The organism is Celeribacter ethanolicus, from assembly GCF_002407265.1.
GTDB lineage: Bacteria > Pseudomonadota > Alphaproteobacteria > Rhodobacterales > Rhodobacteraceae > Celeribacter > Celeribacter ethanolicus.
Genome location: NZ_CP022196.1, coordinates 2,122,194 through 2,142,628, shown reverse-complemented (window position 1 = coordinate 2,142,628; position 20,435 = coordinate 2,122,194). Strand labels below are relative to the sequence as shown.

The 20,435-nt window shown below is 61.5% G+C and carries 19 protein-coding genes; 5 read left to right on the top strand and 14 right to left on the bottom strand.

Annotated features, from left to right (window positions below; all coding sequences use genetic code 11):
- The first annotated feature begins 69 nt into the window (after positions 1–69).
- The 4 genes from CEW89_RS10500 (at position 70) to CEW89_RS10485 (ending at position 4,391) form a co-directional block, all read left to right on the top strand.
- Positions 70–1,281, top strand: a complete 1,212-nt coding sequence (locus CEW89_RS10500; protein ID WP_066702798.1) for a carbohydrate ABC transporter permease — start codon at positions 70–72, stop codon at positions 1,279–1,281.
- On the top strand, positions 1,278–2,570 hold the full coding sequence (locus tag CEW89_RS10495; RefSeq protein ID WP_096805871.1) for an MGH1-like glycoside hydrolase domain-containing protein: 1,293 nt from the start codon (positions 1,278–1,280) through the stop codon (positions 2,568–2,570). Before CEW89_RS10500 ends, CEW89_RS10495 begins: the two co-directional genes overlap by 4 nt.
- Before the next feature lie 3 nt (positions 2,571–2,573).
- A complete protein-coding gene (locus CEW89_RS10490) occupies positions 2,574–3,584 on the top strand; it encodes an ABC transporter ATP-binding protein (protein ID WP_066702802.1) in 1,011 nt (336 codons plus the stop codon).
- Between the two features lie 63 nt (positions 3,585–3,647).
- The gene (locus CEW89_RS10485) at positions 3,648–4,391 is read left to right on the top strand and encodes a sugar phosphate isomerase/epimerase family protein (protein WP_244906048.1); all 744 of its coding nucleotides are present in this window, start codon (positions 3,648–3,650) and stop codon (positions 4,389–4,391) included.
- 104 nt (positions 4,392–4,495) lie between these two features.
- Here CEW89_RS10485 and CEW89_RS10480 read toward each other — a convergent pair whose 3' ends face one another.
- From CEW89_RS10480 to CEW89_RS10425, 12 genes are all read right to left on the bottom strand, one after another.
- On the bottom strand, positions 4,496–5,713 hold the full coding sequence (locus CEW89_RS10480; protein WP_096805870.1) for an OpgC family protein: 1,218 nt from the start codon (positions 5,711–5,713) through the stop codon (positions 4,496–4,498).
- Complete coding sequence (gene mdoH, locus CEW89_RS10475) at positions 5,700–7,496, bottom strand: glucans biosynthesis glucosyltransferase MdoH (RefSeq protein WP_096805869.1); 1,797 nt, start codon at positions 7,494–7,496, stop codon at positions 5,700–5,702. The genes CEW89_RS10480 and mdoH overlap by 14 nt, the downstream gene beginning before the upstream one ends.
- A gap of 13 nt (positions 7,497–7,509) precedes the next feature.
- Positions 7,510–7,692 carry a hypothetical protein gene (locus tag CEW89_RS10470; RefSeq protein ID WP_155846059.1) on the bottom strand — a complete coding sequence of 61 codons (183 nt, stop codon included), beginning with the start codon at positions 7,690–7,692 and terminating at the stop codon, positions 7,510–7,512.
- Between the two features lie 2 nt (positions 7,693–7,694).
- Positions 7,695–9,314: an OpgD/OpgG family glucan biosynthesis protein gene (locus tag CEW89_RS10465; protein WP_096807206.1), complete on the bottom strand. Its 1,620-nt coding sequence runs from the start codon at positions 9,312–9,314 to the stop codon at positions 7,695–7,697.
- Between the two features lie 450 nt (positions 9,315–9,764).
- A complete protein-coding gene (locus tag CEW89_RS10460) occupies positions 9,765–10,781 on the bottom strand; it encodes an ABC transporter permease (protein WP_066702812.1) in 1,017 nt (338 codons plus the stop codon).
- Positions 10,778–12,280 (bottom strand): sugar ABC transporter ATP-binding protein, encoded by a 1,503-nt coding sequence (locus CEW89_RS10455; protein ID WP_096805868.1) that lies wholly within the window; start codon positions 12,278–12,280, stop codon positions 10,778–10,780. The genes CEW89_RS10460 and CEW89_RS10455 overlap by 4 nt, the downstream gene beginning before the upstream one ends.
- Positions 12,281–12,347: 67 nt before the next feature.
- The gene (torT, locus tag CEW89_RS10450) at positions 12,348–13,412 is read right to left on the bottom strand and encodes a TMAO reductase system periplasmic protein TorT (RefSeq protein WP_096805867.1); all 1,065 of its coding nucleotides are present in this window, start codon (positions 13,410–13,412) and stop codon (positions 12,348–12,350) included.
- 132 nt (positions 13,413–13,544) lie between these two features.
- Positions 13,545–14,516 carry a 5-oxoprolinase subunit C family protein gene (locus CEW89_RS10445; protein WP_096805866.1) on the bottom strand — a complete coding sequence of 324 codons (972 nt, stop codon included), beginning with the start codon at positions 14,514–14,516 and terminating at the stop codon, positions 13,545–13,547.
- Positions 14,506–15,381 (bottom strand): 5-oxoprolinase subunit B family protein, encoded by an 876-nt coding sequence (locus tag CEW89_RS10440; RefSeq protein ID WP_096805865.1) that lies wholly within the window; start codon positions 15,379–15,381, stop codon positions 14,506–14,508. The genes CEW89_RS10445 and CEW89_RS10440 overlap by 11 nt, the downstream gene beginning before the upstream one ends.
- Positions 15,378–16,754, bottom strand: a complete 1,377-nt coding sequence (locus CEW89_RS10435) for an acetyl-CoA carboxylase biotin carboxylase subunit (protein ID WP_096805864.1) — start codon at positions 16,752–16,754, stop codon at positions 15,378–15,380. Before CEW89_RS10435 ends, CEW89_RS10440 begins: the two co-directional genes overlap by 4 nt.
- Position 16,755: 1 nt before the next feature.
- The gene (locus CEW89_RS10430; protein WP_096805863.1) at positions 16,756–16,989 is read right to left on the bottom strand and encodes an acetyl-CoA carboxylase; all 234 of its coding nucleotides are present in this window, start codon (positions 16,987–16,989) and stop codon (positions 16,756–16,758) included.
- 29 nt (positions 16,990–17,018) lie between these two features.
- Entirely contained in the window at positions 17,019–17,798 is a 780-nt protein-coding gene (locus CEW89_RS10425; protein ID WP_096805862.1) for a 5-oxoprolinase subunit PxpA, read from the bottom strand.
- Positions 17,799–18,105: 307 nt separating this feature from the next.
- On the opposite strand from CEW89_RS10425, the gene CEW89_RS10420 reads away from it, so the two are divergent.
- Complete coding sequence (locus CEW89_RS10420; protein ID WP_096805861.1) at positions 18,106–19,023, top strand: LysR family transcriptional regulator; 918 nt, start codon at positions 18,106–18,108, stop codon at positions 19,021–19,023.
- Between the two features lie 18 nt (positions 19,024–19,041).
- On the opposite strand, the gene CEW89_RS10415 is transcribed toward CEW89_RS10420, so the two are convergent.
- Both CEW89_RS10415 and CEW89_RS10410 read right to left on the bottom strand, forming a co-directional pair.
- The gene (locus CEW89_RS10415) at positions 19,042–19,554 is read right to left on the bottom strand and encodes an Lrp/AsnC family transcriptional regulator (protein WP_081423757.1); all 513 of its coding nucleotides are present in this window, start codon (positions 19,552–19,554) and stop codon (positions 19,042–19,044) included.
- Positions 19,551–20,411 (bottom strand): VOC family protein, encoded by an 861-nt coding sequence (locus CEW89_RS10410; RefSeq protein WP_096805860.1) that lies wholly within the window; start codon positions 20,409–20,411, stop codon positions 19,551–19,553. The genes CEW89_RS10415 and CEW89_RS10410 overlap by 4 nt, the downstream gene beginning before the upstream one ends.
- Positions 20,412–20,435 lie beyond the last annotated feature (24 nt).

The following is a 20,435-nucleotide window of genomic DNA, read 5'->3' as shown; positions in this document are numbered from 1 at the left end:
GGGGGCTTTGCCCCCCGCGCCTTTGGCGCTCCCCCCAGGATATTTTCAGACAAAAGAAGGGAGGCCATCATGAAATACCTTCGTTTCGGATATGTGACCGGCCCGCTTCTTGGCGTGCTCTGGACTTTTGTCGTGGCAGTAACGGTCGCGGTGGCGATGAGTTTTGCCACGGGTGAGGCCTTTCGTCCGTCGATCATCGGCGCGCTGATGTTCGGCATTCCCACCGGATTAGCGCTTGTCTGGCGCGGCAAGGTTGTGATCGCTTCCGCAGTCCTGACCGTGGTGTATTTCGTCGCCCTTTCGCTGGGCGTTGGGCCTGTCCTGACCGGTAATGTGTCGCTGATCGCGCGCGTCGTGGCGGCGCTTTTCCTTGGGATCGGGATCGGCTGGCCGCTCGTGGTCTATCTCAGGGACCTGACCATGGGCACGCTGACGCGGCATGAGTTCGAAGATGCGGTAATCAAGGCGCTCAAGGGCTTCGGCTATGTGTTCTTCACGGCCATCGTGGTCATTCCCTTCTACGTCATGGTAATGACCAGTCTGAAAAATCAGGCCGAGCTGATGCAGAACCCGCTCGATTTCTCGATTGATCTGTCGAAAGGCTGGGGGCTGTTCCGGTCCTATGTCGAGCTGATGACGGAGTTCAATTTCGGCACTTACATGTGGACCTCGTTCTACATCTCCGTGCTGACCGTGCTGATCACGCTCCTCTTCGCGATCCCTGGCGCCTATGCCGTGGCGCGGCTCAGATTCCGGGGGCAGGCGACGTTTTCGCGTTCGATCCTGCTGATCTATATGGTGCCGATGATCGTTTTGGCGCTGCCGATCTACATCGCGTTTTCGATGATGGGGCTGCGCAATTCCGTAGCGGGGATCGTGATGATCTATCCGGTGACGACCATCCCCGTGGCGCTCTATATGCTGCAAGGCTATTTCCGTGGTCTGCCCGCAGAGATCGAGGAAGCTGGATTGATGGATGGGCTCTCCCGGCTTCAGGTGATCTGGAAAATCACCCTGCCTTTGTCGCTCCCGGCGCTCGCCTCCGTGTCGCTTTACGTCTTCATGATCGCGTGGAACGAGTTTCTTTTGGCCTTCATGCTCTTGGACGATCCGTCGAAATTTACCCTGACGCGGGGGATCGCCTCGCTCAACTCGTCGGAAATTCCGCGACAACACCTCATGGCCGGATCGGTGATTGCCACCGTGCCGATCATGGCGCTGTTCCTTGGGTTGGAGAAATTCATGACCAAGGGGCTGACGGCAGGGAGTGTGAAGGGATGACAGTTCTAAACCCACTCGACCAGGCCGCCCAAGACGTGCTCTTGGGCAATGATCGCGGCGGCTATACCATCCCGACGGCGCGGCTTTATCCGTTCCAATGGAATTGGGACAGCATGTTCTCGGCCTGGGGCTATTCCACCTTCGACATCGCGCGGGCGTGGCAGGAAGTGGAGCTTTTGTTCGCCAGCCAATGGGCGACCGGCATGGTGCCCCATATGGTCTTCCATGAGGTCGATCCGGACTACTTCCCCGGTCCCGAGGTTTGGGGCGCGGATCAAAGCCCGCCGACCTCCGGTATCTCGCAACCGCCCGTGGCTGCGACGCTCATTCGCAAGATCTACGAGGCCGATCCCGAAACGGGCCTGCCGCATCTCCAATCGCTCTATCCCAAGCTCGTTGCATGGCATGACTGGTGGATGAGGGAACGGTGCCAGGACGGGCCGGTGGCCATTGTGCATCCGTGGGAATCCGGGCGCGACAATTGCCCGGACTGGGACATCGGCATGGCGCATGTGCCGGTCGATGACAGCGATCCGTTCATCCGAAAAGCGCGGGAGAACAAGCGGCGCGATCTTGGTCTCTTGAATGCCGATCAGCGCCCCGTGGCCTCCGATTATGACCGCTATCTTGCGATCCTTGCTTTCGGACGTTCCGTGAACTGGGAGGATCGGGAGATGATCGAGAATGGGCCGTTCCTGATGGCCGATCCGGGGATTACATTCGTGCTTCTGCGTGCCTTCGCCGATCTGATCGAGCTGGGACGCGTTCTGGGCGAAGACACCTCCGGTCTTGTGGCTCAGGAGGCTAGGCTGCGCGACGGGGCGGACAAGCTCTGGAACCCGGAGACGGGCTGGTTCGATGCCTATGATCTGCGGAGCGGGGCTTTCGCGGGTGTGCTCGGATCGGGTGCGTTTCTTGCCTATCTCGCGGGCGTCTCCCGCCCGGCGCTCGATGCGCATTTTGCGCGAAGTTGGGACAAGGTCGCCTACGGTATCCCCTCGGCGGACCCGGAGAGCGAGAGGTTCGAACGCCGCCGCTATTGGCGCGGGCCGGTCTGGCCGGTGGTCAATTCGCTGATCGCCATGGGGCTCAAGGATATGGGCCGCAAAGAGGCCGAAGCGCGTCTGCGCGACGAGACCGCCCGGTTGATCGAGGGCGGTGGGTTCTGGGAATATTACGATCCGATGGATGGCGCGCCCTGTGGCGGGCCGTCCTTTGGCTGGACGGCTGCCGTCTGGCTGACTTGGTGCGGTGTGAACCGTACCCCGCTTGCGGCAGGGAAGGAGTAAAACATGTCTAGCATTGAGTTACAGGCCGTCGAAAAATGGTTCGGCGATGTGCAGGTGATCAAGGGCGTCGATCTCAAGATCGACGAGGGCGAATTCATCATTTTCGTCGGCCCCTCGGGCTGTGGGAAATCGACTCTCCTCAGGATGATTGCCGGGCTCGAAGAGACCTCGCGCGGCAAGATTTTCGTCGGAGAGCGTGACGCCACCGCCGAGCCGCCGTCGAAACGCGGTCTCGCCATGGTGTTCCAGTCCTATGCGCTCTATCCGCATATGTCGGTGCGTGACAACGTAGGCTTTGCGCTTAAGGCCGCAGGCGAGCCGAAGGATGTCATCGCCAAGAAAGTCGATGAGGCGGCGCATGTGCTGAAGCTCACCGATTATCTTGATCGGCGCCCCAAAGACCTTTCCGGCGGGCAGCGTCAGCGGGTGGCCATCGGGCGTTCCATCGTGCGCGATCCGACGGCGTTCCTGTTCGATGAGCCGCTGTCGAACCTCGATGCGGCGCTTCGGGTCGAGATGCGCTATGAGTTGGCGAAGCTGCACCGTTCGCTTCAGAGCACGATGATCTACGTGACCCACGATCAGGTGGAGGCAATGACGCTTGCCGACCGGATTGTTGTTCTGGAAGCGGGTAAGATCGCTCAGGTCGGCTCTCCCAAGGAGCTTTATGAACGTCCCGGCAACCTCTTCGTGGCACAGTTCATCGGCTCGCCCAAGATGAACGTCATTCCCGCCGCCGCAATGGGGCTTGGCGAGAAGGGCAAGGATCTTGGCATTCGCCCTGAACACATCACCATCGTGCCCGCCGGGCAGGGCGATCTCGACGGTGTGGTCGATGTGGTCGAATACCTTGGGGCCGACACCTACATCATCGTCGATGCCGAAAACGGGGCCGGGCAGATGACCGTTCGCGATCTTGGAGACGCGCCGCATCAGCCGGGCGAAAAGGTCGGGCTGAAATTCGGCGAAGGGCGCACGCATCTGTTCGACGAGAAAGGTTTGGCGATCCGCTGAGCTGTCATCCTTTCGTGACGGTCGGTTCCTAAAAAGGGGCTGACCTGAACGAAGGAGAAACACATGACCCTGCCTGTGATCGGTGCTGCCCTGAATGTCGAGCACTTGCCGGGTTTCCGGGATTGGCTGTTCGAGAAAGACCGCGATCTGGAGATCCAGAGTTTTATCTGGCCGGAGATGCTGATCAAGGGCGACTGGCACGATCTCGTGGCGGAGGCCAGGAGACATCTCGATGGCTACAAGGGGCGGCTGGGTATCCACGGCCCGTTCTGGGGGCTGTCGTTCACCAATCCCGATCCGGACATTCGGGCGGTGGTCAAAACGCGCATGATGCAGGGGCTTGAGATCGCCGAGGCGCTTGGTGCGCGGTTCATGGTGATCCATTCGCCCTATACGACCTGGGACTGGCACAATCTCGACATGCATCCCGGCGCGCGTCAGCGGGGCATTGCGATGGCGCAGGAGCTGCTTGTCGACGTGGTGAAACGCGCCGAGAATATTGGCCTGACCCTGATGCTGGAGAATATCGAAGACATCGAACCGGAGGATCGCAAGCTCCTTGCACAGAGTTTCGATTCAGAGGCGATCCGGCTGTCCGTCGATACCGGTCATGCCCATTATGCGCATGGCGCCACCGGCGCGCGTCCGGTCGATCACTTCATCCGTTCGGCGGGCGATATGCTGGGCCATGTCCATCTTCAGGACGCCGACGGGTTCGCGGACCGGCACTGCCGATCGGCGAGGGGACGATCCGGTGGCACGAGGTGTTTCGCGCGCTGGCGGAGCAGGCGACGGAGCCGCGTCTGATCCTCGAGCTGCGCGATCCGGTTGGGATCGAGCGGTCGATGGACTGGCTGAGCCGAGAAGGTCTCGGCCAGTGACAATCCTGTGACGATCCAGAGATCATATCGTCATTCGGCGGGCATGGTTCGGGCGGTGAAGGCGGAGGGGTGTGTCGTGGCGCTCTGTTGTTTCGCGCTTTTCTGAATGTCGCCGAGCCAGGCCACCACAATCAGGATCAGCGCGCCCAGAGGCATGAGCACCCAACCGAGCCACTGCGAGTCTGCATAATAGCCCATGATCACATGGTTGAAGAGCGCAAGAATCGTGCCGGTCGCAAAGACCAGAAGGCCCTGACGGCCCAGAAGCCGCAGAAAAGACAGGGCTTTCGACCCGGTCAGCCGCGTCACCCAGGGCAGGCAGGACAGCACATAGGCCAATGCCAGCGCATGGGTCATGCGCGGCAGGGCGAGGAAGGTCTTGTCATGCGACACCATGTTGAACGGCAGGCCGGCCTTGCCCAGAACTGCCATCTGGTGGTTCATGAACGGCCCGAACCCCGGCACATAACGCCATGCCAGCACGACGGCGAGCCACCCGGTCGCGAGCCAGAACAGCCAGGGTGTCTTGGCCACGAAACGCTGGCCTCGGCGCAGGAAGATGCCGGTCAGAAGGCCTACGACAAAGATGAATTGCCACGCCACAGGGTTGAAGAACCAGCCGCCCGGATTGGGGTAATTCGGCAGATTGAGCCGCCAGATGCCGGCGGCCAGCCAGAGCGCGGCAGAGAGGCCCAAAAGCAACATCGGTCGCCAAAGCCCCAGAAGGATCATCAGGGGGCCGCAAAAGAGCAGCACCGAATAGGCGGGCAGGATGTTCACATAGCCGAGCTGATGGCCGAGCAGGGGGATGCCGATCATCGCCTCGGCGGTGTTGCCAAACACCTGCCGCAGGTTGATCTTGGTCAGCAATTCGTCGACGCCGAACCATGTGGCGCCCGCGGCAAAGATTGCGATGGCCAGCGAGGTCAGCAGGATCTGCACCAGATAGAGCGTCCAGGAGCGTTTCCACATGGGCGCGACGGCCTGCCACAGGCCTTTCTCATGGCGCGCCTGAAACCGGCCGGTGTAGGCAAGTCCGGCGGCAACGCCGGACATGATGAAGAAGGCCTCCGCCGCATCGGAGAAACCGATGTTGCGCACGGTGAGATATTCGTAGGGGTTCTCCGGTGAGTGATCGACGAAGATCATCAGGAGCGCCAGGCCGCGAAAGGCGTCGATCCGGGGATCGCGTGGGCGTTTGGCGGGTTGCGCGAGTTCGTCGGGCACCGCGATGTCATGCCGGGACATGTGTCACCTCCGGGGTCACGGTTTCAGCGTGCGGGTCGGCCTGCCAGCGACCAACAATCTCGCGATAGCAGCGGATCACCGGGGCGGGGCGGCGTTCCTCGGGCACGAGAAACAGTCTGTGGGTGAGTGGGCGCGAGGTCCACGCGATCAGGAACGGCGCAGCCAGCATCGGCAGGCACACGGGCAGGAGCCACAGTGTCAGATCGGGCGCCACACGGGCGACGAGGGCCAGAGCCGCGCCGCCGGTGAGCATGATCCAGAGACCCGCGCGGAAGCCTTCGGCCAGCGTCAGGGCGCCTTCACCGCGCTGGTTGGCGGGCCAACCGCCATCGCGACCAGAGAGCACCTGCATTACCGCCTTGGTCTGGTACATCAGCATCAGAGGGGCGATCAGCGACGAGAGGAGGATTTCGGCAATGACGGAAAATCCGGCGCGCACGGAACCGCCGAAGCGCGCTGTGCGCCGGGTGCCGGAGGCCTCGTAGAGGATCGCGAATTTCGGCAGGATCAGAAGACCCATGATGCCGACGATCAGCGCGGTGATTTCCTTGGTCCGGTCATCGGGGAAGACAGGGAAGAGCATATGCGGTTCCGGGAAATAGTTCGGCACCGGGGCAAGGATCGTCGCCACCACGGAGGTGATCAGGAAGGCGGCCCAGAGCACGGAGACGAGATAGGCGAAGATGCCCTGCAGGAACACGAAGCGCGACCATGCCGCCAGACCCGGAGCGAGCAGAAGGCGGGAATGCTGCAGGTTGCCCTGACACCAGCGGCGGTCGCGCTTGGCATAGGACAGGATGTTCTCCGGCCCCTCCTCGAAGGAGCCGCCGATGCTGTGATCGACCTGAACGCGCCATCCGGCACGGGCCAGAAGTGCGGCTTCGACATAGTCGTGACTCAGGATATGCCCGCCAAAGGGCGGCGGCCCGGCCAGTTCCGGCAGGGCACAGCTCTCGGCAAAGGCTTTGAGGCGCACCATGGCGTTGTGGCCCCAGAACGGGCCGGTGTTGCCCTGAAGACGTTCGAGACCCCGGGTGAAGATCGGGCTGTGAAAGCTTGCCGCGAATTGCATGGCGCGGCCAAAGAACGACCGCGCGCCAATGATCTTCGGCAGGGTCTGGAGAAGCCCGAGCTGCGGATCGGCCTGCATCCTGGCGGCCATCTCGCGCACGGCGCGGCCCTCCATCAGGCTGTCGGCATCGAGGATCAGCGCAAAATCATAGGCGCCGCCGGAGCGACGGATGAAATCTTCGATATTGCCCGCCTTGCGGCCCCGGTTGTCGCTGCGACGACGATAGAAAATCCGGCCCTCGCCTTGGGTCTCCGCGATCAGGCGCAGGTAGGTCTGGCGTTCCAGAAGCGCGGCCTCTTCATTGCGGGTATCGGATAGAATCGCGATGTCGGCGGCGAGACCCTCGGCGCGGATCGAATGATCCATCGCGGCGATGCGGGCAAAGGTCGTCACCGGGTCTTCGTTGCAGATCGGCACCAAAACCACGAGGCGCGGAGCGGGGGATTGCAGCTCCGGTGTCGGGCGGCGTTTGAGCACGCGCGGCGCGAGACCGACGAAGGACAGGGTCGCGCCCCAGGCCAGCCAGGCGGTGGTGACGAAAATCAGAAGACCGCGTACCACGTCCCAGACATCGACGCCGTCCTGAATCGCGGCGTCGGCCAGAAGCGTGGAGGCGGTGAGCGCGGCCAGAAGTGCGAAACTCAGGGCCAGAAAGCGCAAAAGCCTGGTCCGCGGGTCGGCGGCCAGTGCCTTGCGAGGGGAAGACGACATTGTTGTGATCCCCTCAGACGGGCTTTCCGGGCAGGATCAGGCGCAACAGGCGTGGCCATTCTGCGCGCACGCGGTCGTGTTCGAGCACCTGCTGCGGCATGTCGAGCGGCGCTTCGGGGGGCATCCAGTCTTGGGACGCGTCCAGAAGAGCGTTGGTGTCCGTCGCGAATTCGGTGTTGTTCGGAGTGTGAGTCACAATCATTCCCTCACCCATTGGTAAAGCCATGTTTCCGTCAGTGTCTGGTCATAACCCGTCAGGGTGGCTTTGAGTTCCGCCACATTTCCGGGATCGGCCTTGGCCTCGATCACCAGACGCCAGATATCGGTGTCGCTGACCTTGCTGACAATCGCCTGTTTGATTTCGCCGCGCCCGATGCTGACCTGCGGGACAAGCTCGGCATCGGCGGGCAGCGATGACAGGATGCCGCCTTCGAAGTCGATCACGAATTTGCGGGTGTCACTCTTTTGCTCGACACCCGCCACACCGCCTTCGCCGACGCGGGTGCGCAGGATACGGGCGCGGTCCACGCTGCGGTCGCCCTCGGGCGCCATGCCCCAGTGCAAACGGTAAGCATATTCGAGCGCGGCACCCTTTTCCATCTTGCCCTCGGGTACCCAGAAGGCGACGATATTGTCATTGCCTTCGAGTTTCGAGGGGATCTCCACCAGACGCACGGTGCCCTTGCCCCAGTCACCGATCGGCTCGACCATCAAGGACGGTCGGCGTTCGTAATGCGCCTGCGCGTCGAGGTAATCGTCGAAATCGCGGCTGCGCTGCACGAGGCCGAAGGACAGCGGGTTTTCCGCACCGAGATAGGAACTCGCCAGACGCGGCGGGTTGTTCAGGGCTCGCAGGAAAGTCTCGCCGCCCCGCGTGTTGAGCACGAGATATTCGCTGTCATGCACCGAGGCGCGGAAATCGTCGAAGCCGCGCGGGTCGGCACCGCCGAAAAGATACATCGAGGTCAGCGGCGCGATGCCGATCTGGTCGGTTTTCTCGCGCAGGAACAGCCGGGCAGTGACCTCCATCTCGGTGGTCGTGCCCGGCGTGATGACAAAGCGGTAAGCGCCGGTCACGGATTTGCTGTCGAGCGCGGCATAGACCGTGATCGTATTGGCCCCCGGCACCGGGCGTTCGAGCCAGAAATCGGTGAAACGCGGGAATTCCTCGCCGCCCTGCATCGCGGTGTTGACCGCCAGACCGCGCGCCGAAAGACCATAAACATTGCCGCGGCCCAGAGCGCGGAAATAGCTCGCGCCAAGGAAGGCGATCAGCTCGTCGAAAATATCGGCACGGTTGAGCGGGTTGTGCAGACGGAACCCGGCCACTCCCGGCATCGGTGTATCTTCGGGGATCTGTTCGCTGACATTGCCGCCATATTCGAAATCGTGTGTGCTGAAGGCCATCGGCTGGGCGCTGCCGTCGACGATCTCGTAGATATGCACCGGTTCCTTGAACAGCCAGCCGAGATGGAAGGCGTGCAGGCGGAATTCCTGCCCTTCGTCCTGCCAGCGGGCATGATCGGGGCGGAAGCGGATGCGTTGGTAGGCGTCGTAATCGAGACCGGCCAGAGCGCCTTCGATCTTCTCAGCGTCATGCCAGTTTTCGCCAGCGGCTTTGCGCATCTCTTCGGTCAGCACGTCGAAGCTGAAGGGCGGCAATTCGGGCGTTTCGGCGACCGGAGCGGGGGGCGTGTCGACCGGCTGGACCTCGGGCTGAACCTCGGGCGTTGCGTCTTGAGCGCGCAGCGCATGAGGCATCACCGCAGACAGGGCGACAGAGCCCGCAAGCGTCGCGAGGAAGCGGCGGCGGCGCATTTCATCAGGGGTCTTCTCGGTTGCGGCGGTGGAACCGGCAAGGATCGTCAAACTGGCACTCCGTAAAATCATGGTCAGGGCAGTAGATAGGGCGTGGATTTTGCTCTGCAGCAGAAAATGCCAATCTGCGGGTGTCTCTGGCGGAAAGCTGCTCAAAGCGGGCGGAATTCCTCCTATTCTCAACGCCTTTTGACCTTTTTTATCCATCGCGCAAGTGGGATTCTTCGCGCGGGGGCGGATTCCCCATAGAGTCAGCGGGAAGTGATTTCGCACTTGCAGCATAACTGTTCGTAAAAGTGTTACACTTTTGGTGCGGGGAGATTCCAGTGTGAAAAATGCACACAACTCCCCGTTGCCGGTCCCGTCCGTGTCGCGACTCACCCCGCGGTGGGGGGCGGGCATGACAAAGGGGGCCGCGATGCAGCCCCCTTGCCGTTCATATGGATGTCCTCAGCGGCCCTGCATGATCATCCGATACCGCATCTGGTCGAAGATCACCGCGAGGATCAACAGTCCGCCCAGAAGCACCATCTGCATGTATGAACTGATCTTGGCGAGGTTCATGCCGTTTTGCACCATAACGATGAAGAAGGCGCCCAGAACCACGTTCTGCACCCGCCCGATGCCGCCCCGAAGCGACACGCCGGCGATGACGCAGGCGGAGATTGATTCGAGCGCCATGGTGCCGCCGAGGTTCGCCTCGCCGCTTTCGACCCGCGCGGTCAAAAGCACGCCCGCAAGCGCTGCGATCAGCGAACAGATCACATAGGCCAGCACGAGGGTTTTCCGGGTGTCGATCGCCGAAAGATGTGCCGCCTTGATATTGCCGCCGACCGCATAGAGCCGCGTGCCCAAGGGGGTGCGCGCCATCACCAGCCACATGACCGCGATGCAGATCAGTGCAATGAACACGGGGACCGGGACGCCGAACCATTTGCCAAAGCCGAACGTGTCGCCAAAGGCGAAAGGCAGGCCGGAGATCGGGATGCCGCCGGTCATGAACAGCGCAAGCCCCGCGCCGACGGAGGAGACGCCCAGCGTCATGATGAAGGGGGAGACCTCGAAATAGGCAACGCCCACGCCGTTGATCAGCCCGACGATCAGCGCCACGATGCCGCCCGCCGCGATGCCGATGGCGATGATCAAGAAGACGGAGTCGAACACGCCCGCCGCCCATGTCATCGAGAGCGCAGAGACGACGGAGGTCAGCGCAATCGCCGTCCCGACGGAGAGATCGAATCCGCCCGAGACCAGCACCAGCATCTGCCCCAGAGAGACCAGCACCAGATAGACGGACTGGCGTGCGACGTTGACGAGATTTTGCCCGGTCAGGAATTTGTCGGACAGGAAGGAGAACACCACAAGCGCGATGCCCAGAAAGAACGGCAAAACGCCCACGCGGATGAACAGGGTTTTGATCGGATTGGCGCGCGGTGTGACCTGCGCCGGTGCGGTTGCATCGCTCATTGGACGGGCTCGCTTTCGGTGAAGAAATATTTCAGGACGGTGTCTTCGCTGGCCTCTGCGCGCGGCAGCTCTGCCGAGACCTGGCCATTGGCGAAGACAAGAATGCGGTGGGACAGGTTGATCGCTTCGGGCAGGTCGGAGGAGATCACGACCACGGCTTTTCCGGCTTCGGCCAGGGCCTTGATTTTCAGGTAAAGGGCGGCGCGGGTGCCCATATCGACGCCCACGGTGGGTTCGTCGAAAATATAGACATCGGCCTCCTGACCAAAGGCTTTGCCGAACAGAACCTTTTGCTGATTGCCGCCCGAGAGTTGCGACACGCGGCGAGCGCGATAGGCGTCGGGCAGCTCGACCCGCGTGGCGATCCCGGCTACCGTGTCGCGAACTTTGCGCCAGTCGATCCAACCGCGTTTGACGGGCGCGCCGGAGGTCACGACATTGAGCGCAAGGTTTTCGTCGGAGGTCTTGGCGAGGTCCAGGCCTTCGTGTTTGCGGTCGGGAGAAAGGTAATAAAGGCCAGAGCGAATGATCTCGCGGGTTGGTCGCCCGGTGATGTCTTGGCTTTTGAGCGCAACCGTGCCGGAGCGCCGGGGACCAAGCCCCATCATCGCGCGGAAAAATCGGGATTTGCCACAGCCCACAAGCCCCGCAACGCCCAGAACTTCGCCCCGCCGTAGCGTTAGCGAGGAGGGTGCGACACTGGAAGTTGCGAGGTTTTGCACTTCAAGCACCACCTCGCCCGGCTCGGTCGCAATCGTTGGGTAAATCTCGGCAATCGCGCGTCCGGTCATCATCTCGACCAGCGCCGCCTCATCGGTGCCCGCCATCTCGACCGTGCCGATCTTGGCCCCGTCGCGCAGTACGGTGATGCGGTCGGCGATGCGTTTGAATTCCTGCATCCGGTGCGAGATGTAGATGATGCCGACACCCTTGGCCTTTTGCCTCTCGATGAAATGGAACAGGTGATCCACCTCGCGATCGGTGAGCGATGCGGTCGGCTCGTCGAGGATCAACACCTTGGGATCGCCATGAAACGCCTTGGAAATTTCCAGCATCTGCTGTTGCGCCCGCGACAGAGACGAGACCTGCGCAGTGGGCGAAATGGGAAAGCCCAAAGTGTCGAAAATCTCCTGCGCGCGGCGGCGCATCTCGGCGTGGTCGACGAGCAACCCGGTGCGGGGTTCTTGTCCGAGAAACATGTTCTCGGCGACCGTCAGGGTCGGGATGAGGGAGAATTCCTGGAACACGGTGAAGACACCATGTGCCTTGGCGCGGGCCACAGAGTCGAAAGCGACCTCGCGGTTCTCGAGATAAATCTTGCCCTCGGAGGGCGTGTTGGCGCCTGCGAGCATGGAGATCAGCGTGGATTTCCCCGCGCCGTTTTCACCAAATAAAACATGCACTTCGCCCGCCATGAGGTCAAAATCCACGCCGTCGAGGGCACGCACGCCGGGGTAAGTCTTGGTCAGATTGTGGGTCGTGAGTAGAGGAAGAGTCATGGGGCCTCCTATCGGGTGAGACGGCAAGGCCTCACCCGTGTCTTCGGATCAAAGAGGGATCAGGCGATCACTCGACGGAGAAGACGGGGCGGAAGCCTTCCGGCGGCAGGATCGCATCGCGGGACAGATCGCCAATGGTGTCGCTGTCGACGACAAAGATTTTCGGCCCGACGTGTTTGACGTAGTCCTTGCCTTCGATGATCCGCACGGCCTGGTCCACAGCGATCCGGCCCTGAATGACCATCGAGTCCGCCGGCGCCGCCGCGATCATGCCGCGCTGGATGCCGATGTAGACGCCGGGGGTCATGTAAAAGGCCAAAAGGCCGATCTCATCCGTCAGGCCGCGTTCGCGCAACAGACCCTGTGCGGCTTCGGCGGTGACGGCGGTGCCCGCGAGGTAGCTCACATCCGGGTCGGATTGCAGAACGTCCTCGACGAGTTTGAGCTGGGCTTCCTTACCGGTGTCGCCGTAGCGCGGTTCCAGAACCTCGACGGCGGAGCCTTTGACAGCCTCCAGGAAGCCGGAGTTCGCTGCTTCGACCCACCCCGCGCCTGCCGGACCGGGGAACCAGCCGACTTTGGCCGGATCGCTGCCCGCCGGGTGTTTGTCGGCCAGATATTTGCCGGTCTCAAAGCCCATCGTGTAGAAGGACACCAGCGATTTGGCGGAGATGTCGGGCGAGGAGACGCCGTTGATCACATCGATCACCGGGATGCCTTTGGCGGCGGTCTCTTTGATCACGTTGTTCAAACCATCGTAAGAAATCGCGCCGATAATCACCGCGTCGGCGCCGGCAGCCACACAATCCTCGATCTGGCTCACCTGTTTGGCGAGCTCTGTGTAGCCGCCCGCCTCGACGAGGTTCATCTTGACACCGAGGCGCTTGGCTTCCTCAGTGACGCCATAGTCCACACCCAGCCAATAGGCGTCTTTCATATGCGGGAAGGACACGCAGATGTCATAGGCTTCATCGGCTTTTTCGAGCGGCGTGTAAGTCACGGCGCTGGCGGTCCCGTCGGTCGAGAAGGCGGGGGTCACCTCTTCGGCCTCATAGGGATACCAGTCTTCGGCAAAGCTGGGAGCGGTGGCCAGCGCGGCAAGCGCCGCACCTGTCATCAGGGCGAGTTTCATGGTTCTGACTCCTTGTTGGTTCATCAGGGAAGGCGGCTTTGTGCCGCTTGTTGTTGTGGTCTGGCTTTCGAGGCGGGGCCGAAGCCCCATGGGTGGTTTGGGGGCCTATGCCCCCGGGGTGACGTCGGCCCCTCAGGAGAGGGACTGACGAATTTCTGAAATCATGGTTTTGCGCTCGGCACGGGCGGCAAGTGCTTCGTCCATCTCGACGCGTTTGAACTTGACCGGCGTGTTGGGCTGTAATTGCCCAATGAGGTCCATATCGGCGGAGATCACCGCGCCGAGGGTGAAATACCCGCCGCCCGACACCGCATCGCGGTGCAACACGATGGGCTCAAGCCCGCCCGGCACTTGAATGGAGCCGTAGGAATAACAGCCATCGACGATGTTCGACGGATCGGAGCCGGCGCCGAAGGGCTGTGGGCGGTCGACGAATTCCATCGGCTGGCCGCCACGGAAGCGGTAGCCCATGCGGTCGGCCTCGGGCGCGACCACCCAATCGTCGTCAAAGAACGCCTTTTGGCTCTTTTCCGTCAGGCGGTGCCAATAAAGCCCGGTCAGGACGCGCAATTCGGTCGGGGTGCCGGGGCGGCGGCGGAGCGCGTCGGGGACCACGCGCCCTTCTGCCACCACCGGCCCGTCGCCGACAGGGATCACATCGCCTGCGGCAATGGCGCGGCCTTCGAACCCACCCAAGGCACCAATCGGATAGGTCGAGCGCGAGCCAAGCGCGGGCGGCGTGTCGATGCCGCCGGAGACCGCAATATAGATGCGCGCGCCGGTTTTCAGAAAGCCGAAGGACAGCACTTGACCGGGTTTCACCGTAAAGGAGGTCCATGTCTCGCGCGGCTCACCATCAAGGAACATGGGCATCTCGGCGCCAGTCACGGCCACGCTCATCTCGGCGCCGAATTTGATCTCCGGCCCCATGAAGACGGCCTCCAAACCGGCGGCCCCTTCGTCATTGCCCACGAGCATATTCGCGGCCCGGAACGCGAGGCGGTCCATCGCGCCCCCTTCGGGAATGCCGAGGTGAAAATAACCGGGGCGGCCAAGGTCCTGAATGGTCGTTGCCAGACCGGGTTTGATGATCTCAAGCGTCATTGAGGGCCTCCATCAGCTTGGCGTTAAAGCCGGTCATGTCGTCGTTGAACGCGTCGAGATCGAACTCGACCTCGGCGATGCGTGGTGTGTAGGTGCCATCCTCGACCGCCTCGGTAATGCGGTCGTATTCGGCGCGATCGATGGGTTTCCATTTCACAATGTCGCCGGGTTTAAAGAAGACCATGAAGTCTTTGAGATAGCTGATCTTTTGTTCCGGATCGTAGATCGGCATCGGCGTGATGCCGAACATCTGATAGCCGCCCGCACCGCGCACGGAATAGATGCAGGAGAAACAGCCACCATAGCCCACCGTCAGCTTCGGCGTGTCGGTGCGAGGCCGCAGGTATTTCGGCACTTCGAGCTGTTTGTCGCGCTCGACGAGTTGGTAGAGAAACGGCAGGCCGGAGACGAAGCCCACCATGGAGACGAACCACGGCTGGCTGTGATGCGCCTCGATGAAATCGGCGACCGTCTCATAGCCGTTGATCCGCGCGGCGTAATCGAGATCGCTGCCGGTCGGGTCTTGGTGGCGTTCGCGGAACCGCATCAGGGTCTCGTGGGTCCAGGGGTCCTCGTAATAGACCGGAATTTCGATGATCCGGGTGTCGAGGCGCTTTTCCTGTGCTTCGGCCTGATGTTCAAAGGCTTTGATCTTCTCCATCATCGAGTCCGGCGCGATCACATCGGGGTCGAAACGCACTTCGAAAGAGGCGTTGGCGGGAAGGATCTCGGTCACGCCGGGGATATTCGCCTCGCGCACCATGTTCGACAAAGAGAGCGCGATGAAGAAGGCGTCGAGCGACATTTCATCGTCGATCTCGACATAGATATGTTCGTCCCCGCCATATGTGTAACGCGTTTTCATGCGGCGTCTCCTTTGGTTGCGGACAGGTTTCCGGCCTCAAGCCAGGGCTCGAGCCACTGGGTGTGGAAGGCGCCTTTGCGCACCTCCGGGTCGGCGGCCAGGGCCAGATGCAGCGGCGCGGTGGTTTTCGTGCCGCCGATTTCCATGCTTTCGAGCGCCTCCACCAGCTTGTCGATGGCGGCCTCGCGGGTGTCCGCGTGGACGATGACCTTGCCCAGCAGAGAGTCGTAGAAGGGCGGGATTTGATAGCCCTCGGAGAGGAAGTGATCGAACCGCACGCCGTCGCCGGTGGGGTCCTTGAGCGTGGACACGACGCCGGGCCAGGGCATGAAATTCAGGAACGGGTCCTCGGCGCAGAGCCGCACTTCGATGGCGTGGCCGGTCTTTTTGATCTCATCTTGGGTCATCGACAGCTTTGCGCCACCGCAGACCTTGATCATTTCGGCCACAAGATCGACGCCGGTGACCATCTCGGTCACGGGGTGTTCGACCTGAATGCGGGTGTTCATCTCGATGAAATAGAATTCATTCGCCGCTTCGTCGTAGAGATACTCAAGCGTCCCCGCGCCGCGGTAGTTCACCGCTTTCGCCAGCGCCACGGCTGAGGCACAGAGGCTTTCGCGGGTCTCGTCGTCGAGGCACATGGCCCCGGCTTCTTCCCAGACCTTTTGGCGGCGGCGTTGCAGTGAGCATTCGCGCTCATAGCAATGCACGGCGGTTTCGCCATCGCCCAGAATTTGCACCTCGATATGGCGGGGCGAGAGGATTGCGCGTTCGATGTAGAGACCCCCGTCGCCAAAGGCGGCTTCGGCCTCGGCCTTGGCTTGCGGGGCCAGAGTTTTCAACTCGGCTTCGTCTTTCGCGATGCGAATGCCGCGCCCACCGCCCCCGGCGGCGGCTTTGATCATCACCGGATAGCCGATCTTCTCGGCGACAGATACCGCCTCTGAGACATCAATGCGCCCGTCGGAGCCGGGGACGACCGGCACGCCAGCGGCCTCGGCGGCCTGACGCGCCGCCACCTTGTCACCCATGCGCTCGATCGTGTCGGCGGAGGGGCCGACGAAAATCAGACCGGCCTCTTCGACGGCGCGGGCGAAGGCCGGGCTTTCGGAGAGAAAGCCGTAGCCCGGATGGATCGCGTCCGCCTTGGTGGCTTTTGCGGCTTCCAGAATGGCGGGGATGTTGAGGTAGCTGTCTTTCGAGGGCGCGGGGCCGACGCAGATGGCCTCATCGGCAAGTTTGACGGCCAACATCTCTGTGTCCGCTTCGGAATGCGCCTGAATCGTGTGGATGCCGAGGGCTTTCGCGGCTTTCACCACGCGCACGGCGATCTCCCCACGGTTGGCGATGAACAGTCTTTCAATCGCCATGTCAGTCAAGCTCCGCCAGGACGGCGCCTGCGGTGACGGGGGTGGCGTCTTCGACGCTGTAGCCTTTGAAGGTGCCCGCGATGTCGGCGGTCACAGCGATGAAGGTTTTCATCACTTCGATCAGGCCGATCTGGTCGCCCACGGCCACCGCATCTCCCGGCGCCTTGAACGGCGGCTCTTCGGGGGAGGGCTTGTGATAAAAGGTGCCGGGGAGGGGGGACTGGATGTCGCTCATGATGTGTTTTCCCTGTTGTTTGGACCGGTTCAGGCGGTCTCGAGCACGGCGGAGGCCGGTGCGATGTTGATCCCGTTCTCGGTGAGAGCGGCGCGGATGGCGCGCCCGATCTCAACCGCGCCGGGGGTGTCGGAATGGAAACAGATGGACTCGAACGCGATGTCGATATCTTTGCCGGTGACGGTGGTCACCTTGCCTTCGACGCAGGCACGCAGACATTTCCGGGCGATCTCTTCGGGATCGGGCCGCGACACGCGGCGGGTAAAGACGATGGACCCGTCGTCGCCATAGTCGCGGTCGGCGTAGAATTCCCGGATCACCGGCTGGCCCAGACGTTTGGCCACCTCATAGGTTTTCGAGCCCCCCATGCAAAAGATCAAGAGATCGCCGCTGATCGCCGCCAGACTTTCGATCATGTGGCGCGACAGGTCTTCGTTGACGGCGGCTTCCATGTAAAGCGCGCCGTGGGGTTTGACGTGTTGCAGGCGGATGCCGTGACGCCGCCCGAATTCGCGCACCGCGCCGACCTGATAGATGATGTCATTGACCAGCTCTTCGGGTGTGGTCTTGATGTAGCGGCGGCCAAAGCCCTGAAGGTCGCGGTAGCCGGGATGCGCGCCAAGACCCACGCCGTAGGTCTGCGCCAGTTTGATCACGCGATCCATGGAGTTCGGATCGCCGGCATGAAACCCGGCCGCGATATTGGCCGAGGAGATCAGAGCCATCAGCTCTTCATCGGGGGCGTCGCTCAGAACCCAATGTCCGAAGCCCTCTCCCATGTCGCAATTCAAGTCGATGATCTTTCGCATGTTCGGTCCTTAATTTCTTTGGACCCATCCTCTGAAAAAAATCTTACTGTTGTAAAATTCAAAATATTGTTTTCACATTATCGAAAAATCAGAATGAAAGAGCGGGAAAGAGATCATCTGGAAATCGCTTGAAATAGGGGTTTGACGCAAAAATGGGCGAAATTGAAACGAAATCGCCTGAAAGTTGTTCTGATTTAAAGATAATGTATATCTACAAATTCGAAATTTACGTTTCCGTGCTCCTGCGACAGGATGTTTCGGAATAAACCGCCGATGGGTATCGGAGACTCCGAACAGGGACAGCACCATGAATCTGCGCCAGTTGAAATATTTCATCGCCACCGCCGAGCTCGGTCAGGTCAGCCGCGCCGCCAGCGAGCTCAGGATCTCGCAAAGCTCGATCACCACCGCCGTGCGCGAATTGGAGCAGGATCTCGATGTGATCCTCTTCGTGCGCACAGCTCATGGCATGGAGCTGACCCCGCCGGGGCGGGAGCTTTTGGGCGCGGCGCGCGAGATCATGGAAAAGGTCGAAATGGCGCGCAATGTGGTGCAGAGCCATTCGGAGATCGAGGGCACGATCAACATCGCCGCCACTTATACGGTGATCGGGTATTTCCTGCCCTACCATCTTGACCGGCTGAACCACCGCTTTCCAAAGCTCGACATCCGGCTCAGCGAGTTGAACCGGGAGAGCATTGAGGAGGGGCTGATCACCAACCGGTTCGACATGGCGGTGCTGCTGACCTCGAACACCGCCAATCCCGAGCTTGAAACCCAGACGCTTCTCCGGTCGCAACGGCGTCTCTGGGTGCCGCAGAACCATCCGTTGCAGCTCAAGGGGCTGGCGACATTCGCGGAGATCGCGGAAGAGGATTACATCATGCTGACCGTCGACGAGGCCGCGCATACCTCGATGAAATACTGGGGGCCGACGGGGCTGTCGCCCAAGATCAAGCTGCGGACCTCCTCCACCGAGGCTGTGCGCTCCATGGTTGCCAACGGGCAGGGGGTGACGATCCTCTCGGACATGGTGCATCGGCCCTGGTCGCTCGAGGGGCGGCGGATCGGCACGGTGACGACCGATCTGGAGATCCCGTCGATGGATGTCGGCCTCGCCTGGCACAAGGGGCAGGCGTGGAGCGAGGCGACGCGGGTGTTTTACGACTATTTCACCGAAGTGTTCCTTGAGCCGCAGATGGGTCATCAGGCACAGCGGGTCTGATGCGCGGGCCTGCCCCCTTCAGAGGTAGCTCGTCGGAATTGCCGTGGTGAATTTCAACTCTTCCATCGAGATCATCGAATTGACCTGGCTGAATTCGAGCTTCTGGATCATCTGTTTGTAAACCGCATCGTATGAGGCCATGTCCGGCACCACGACCTTGAGGATGTAATCCACTGTGCCAGTGAGGCGATAGGCCTCCATCACCTCGGGGATCTCGTCGATCAGTTCACGAAACCTGTTGAGCCAGTCGATCTCATGGTGCGAAGTGCTGACCCCGATGAACACCGTGAGGGGCACATTGGCGCGGGTCTGATCCACGAGGGCGACACGTTTCTTGATCACCCCCGCCTCTTCCATCCGCTTGATCCGCCGCCAGCACGGGTTGGTCGACAGGCCCACCGCCTCGGAAATCGCCTGAATCGGCGTGTCGCTGTCCTCTTGCAAAAGTGTGAGGATTTGCTGGTCGATCTCATCGAAGGTCATGCTTTCGATCGGCTTCGATCCGGTTTTGCGGGGGCGGGTCTCTGTCATGCGGGAACAAACTCCAAAATTACACCTGCTGAAAATTCGGGACCAACGGCGAGGCCGTCGGTGGTCTCACACATGGCCACATTCGCATCCGTAAGGCAATGCTTTGCGGCGTCCATGTCGCGGACCTTCAGGCGCAGCGCCGTGAAGGCGCCTTTCGTGGTGCCGGTCAGGTCGAGGCCGGGATAGAGCGCGGCCATGCGCGCCGCCGTGGCGAGGATCAGGGGGGCAGAGTTCGGGCCGGTTTCAATCACCGTCAGCCCGTCTTCGGTATGTACAGTGCCCTTGGCCCATAGGCGCGCAAAGCCTAGGGCGTCTTCTTCGGGTGTCTCGGAGATCGCAAGGATCGCGTCAATACCGCAAACGGTATTGGGGTGCTCCAGAAGCTCGGGAATCCAAACCGTTTCGCGGGTTTTGTGCTGGCACATGAAGACCATGCCAAATGGGGTCTCCTCGGGGGTAAAGCTGACGGTGGAAAAGGCGGCGATGCCTTCGCAACCATCGGGCAGCGGCACCGGGCGCGAGAAACTTCCGAGCCCCTGCGTGGTGATGCCCAGATCGCCAAGCGCTTTTGCGGCGGCTTCGGCGTCGTCGATCCGGCAGGCGATGGCATGAAGCCCCTGTCCCATGGTGGCCAAAGTCTCCCGGCGCGAGGCGTTCAGCTCGGTCGGCGTCAGAATGCCCAAGAGTTCGAAATAGTCGTCCGGGAACATGATCGTGTAATTCGCCGTGCCCTTGGCGGCGGAATGGGTGCCGCGCGGCGACAGGGTGAAGCCAAGCGCCTGATACTGCGCGGCGGCGCTGTCGAGATCGTCAACGAGGGCAAAGCAATGGTCGATGCCTTTGATGGGATGGGTCATGTGCGTGTCCCTTTATATATGCGT

Excerpts from the sequence above, each read along its gene's own strand:
- CEW89_RS10500 (WP_066702798.1), top strand. The coding sequence starts at position 70 with ATGAAATACCTTCGTTTCGGATATGTGACCGGCCCGCTTCTTGGCGTG.
- CEW89_RS10485 (WP_244906048.1), top strand. The coding sequence starts at position 3,648 with ATGACCCTGCCTGTGATCGGTGCTGCCCTGAATGTCGAGCACTTGCCG.
- mdoH (WP_096805869.1), bottom strand. The coding sequence starts at position 7,496 with ATGTCGTCTTCCCCTCGCAAGGCACTGGCCGCCGACCCGCGGACCAGG.
- CEW89_RS10490 (WP_066702802.1), top strand. The coding sequence starts at position 2,574 with ATGTCTAGCATTGAGTTACAGGCCGTCGAAAAATGGTTCGGCGATGTG.
- CEW89_RS10445 (WP_096805866.1), bottom strand. The coding sequence starts at position 14,516 with ATGACGCTTGAGATCATCAAACCCGGTCTGGCAACGACCATTCAGGAC.
- CEW89_RS10495 (WP_096805871.1), top strand. The coding sequence starts at position 1,278 with ATGACAGTTCTAAACCCACTCGACCAGGCCGCCCAAGACGTGCTCTTG.
- CEW89_RS10435 (WP_096805864.1), bottom strand. The coding sequence starts at position 16,754 with ATGGCGATTGAAAGACTGTTCATCGCCAACCGTGGGGAGATCGCCGTG.
- CEW89_RS10420 (WP_096805861.1), top strand. The coding sequence starts at position 18,106 with ATGAATCTGCGCCAGTTGAAATATTTCATCGCCACCGCCGAGCTCGGT.
- CEW89_RS10430 (WP_096805863.1), bottom strand. The coding sequence starts at position 16,989 with ATGAGCGACATCCAGTCCCCCCTCCCCGGCACCTTTTATCACAAGCCC.
- CEW89_RS10415 (WP_081423757.1), bottom strand. The coding sequence starts at position 19,554 with ATGACAGAGACCCGCCCCCGCAAAACCGGATCGAAGCCGATCGAAAGC.
- CEW89_RS10465 (WP_096807206.1), bottom strand. The coding sequence starts at position 9,314 with ATGCGCCGCCGCCGCTTCCTCGCGACGCTTGCGGGCTCTGTCGCCCTG.
- CEW89_RS10425 (WP_096805862.1), bottom strand. The coding sequence starts at position 17,798 with ATGCGAAAGATCATCGACTTGAATTGCGACATGGGAGAGGGCTTCGGA.
- CEW89_RS10440 (WP_096805865.1), bottom strand. The coding sequence starts at position 15,381 with ATGAAAACGCGTTACACATATGGCGGGGACGAACATATCTATGTCGAG.
- CEW89_RS10480 (WP_096805870.1), bottom strand. The coding sequence starts at position 5,713 with ATGTCCCGGCATGACATCGCGGTGCCCGACGAACTCGCGCAACCCGCC.
- CEW89_RS10410 (WP_096805860.1), bottom strand. The coding sequence starts at position 20,411 with ATGACCCATCCCATCAAAGGCATCGACCATTGCTTTGCCCTCGTTGAC.
- torT (WP_096805867.1), bottom strand. The coding sequence starts at position 13,412 with ATGAAACTCGCCCTGATGACAGGTGCGGCGCTTGCCGCGCTGGCCACC.
- CEW89_RS10460 (WP_066702812.1), bottom strand. The coding sequence starts at position 10,781 with ATGAGCGATGCAACCGCACCGGCGCAGGTCACACCGCGCGCCAATCCG.
- CEW89_RS10455 (WP_096805868.1), bottom strand. The coding sequence starts at position 12,280 with ATGACTCTTCCTCTACTCACGACCCACAATCTGACCAAGACTTACCCC.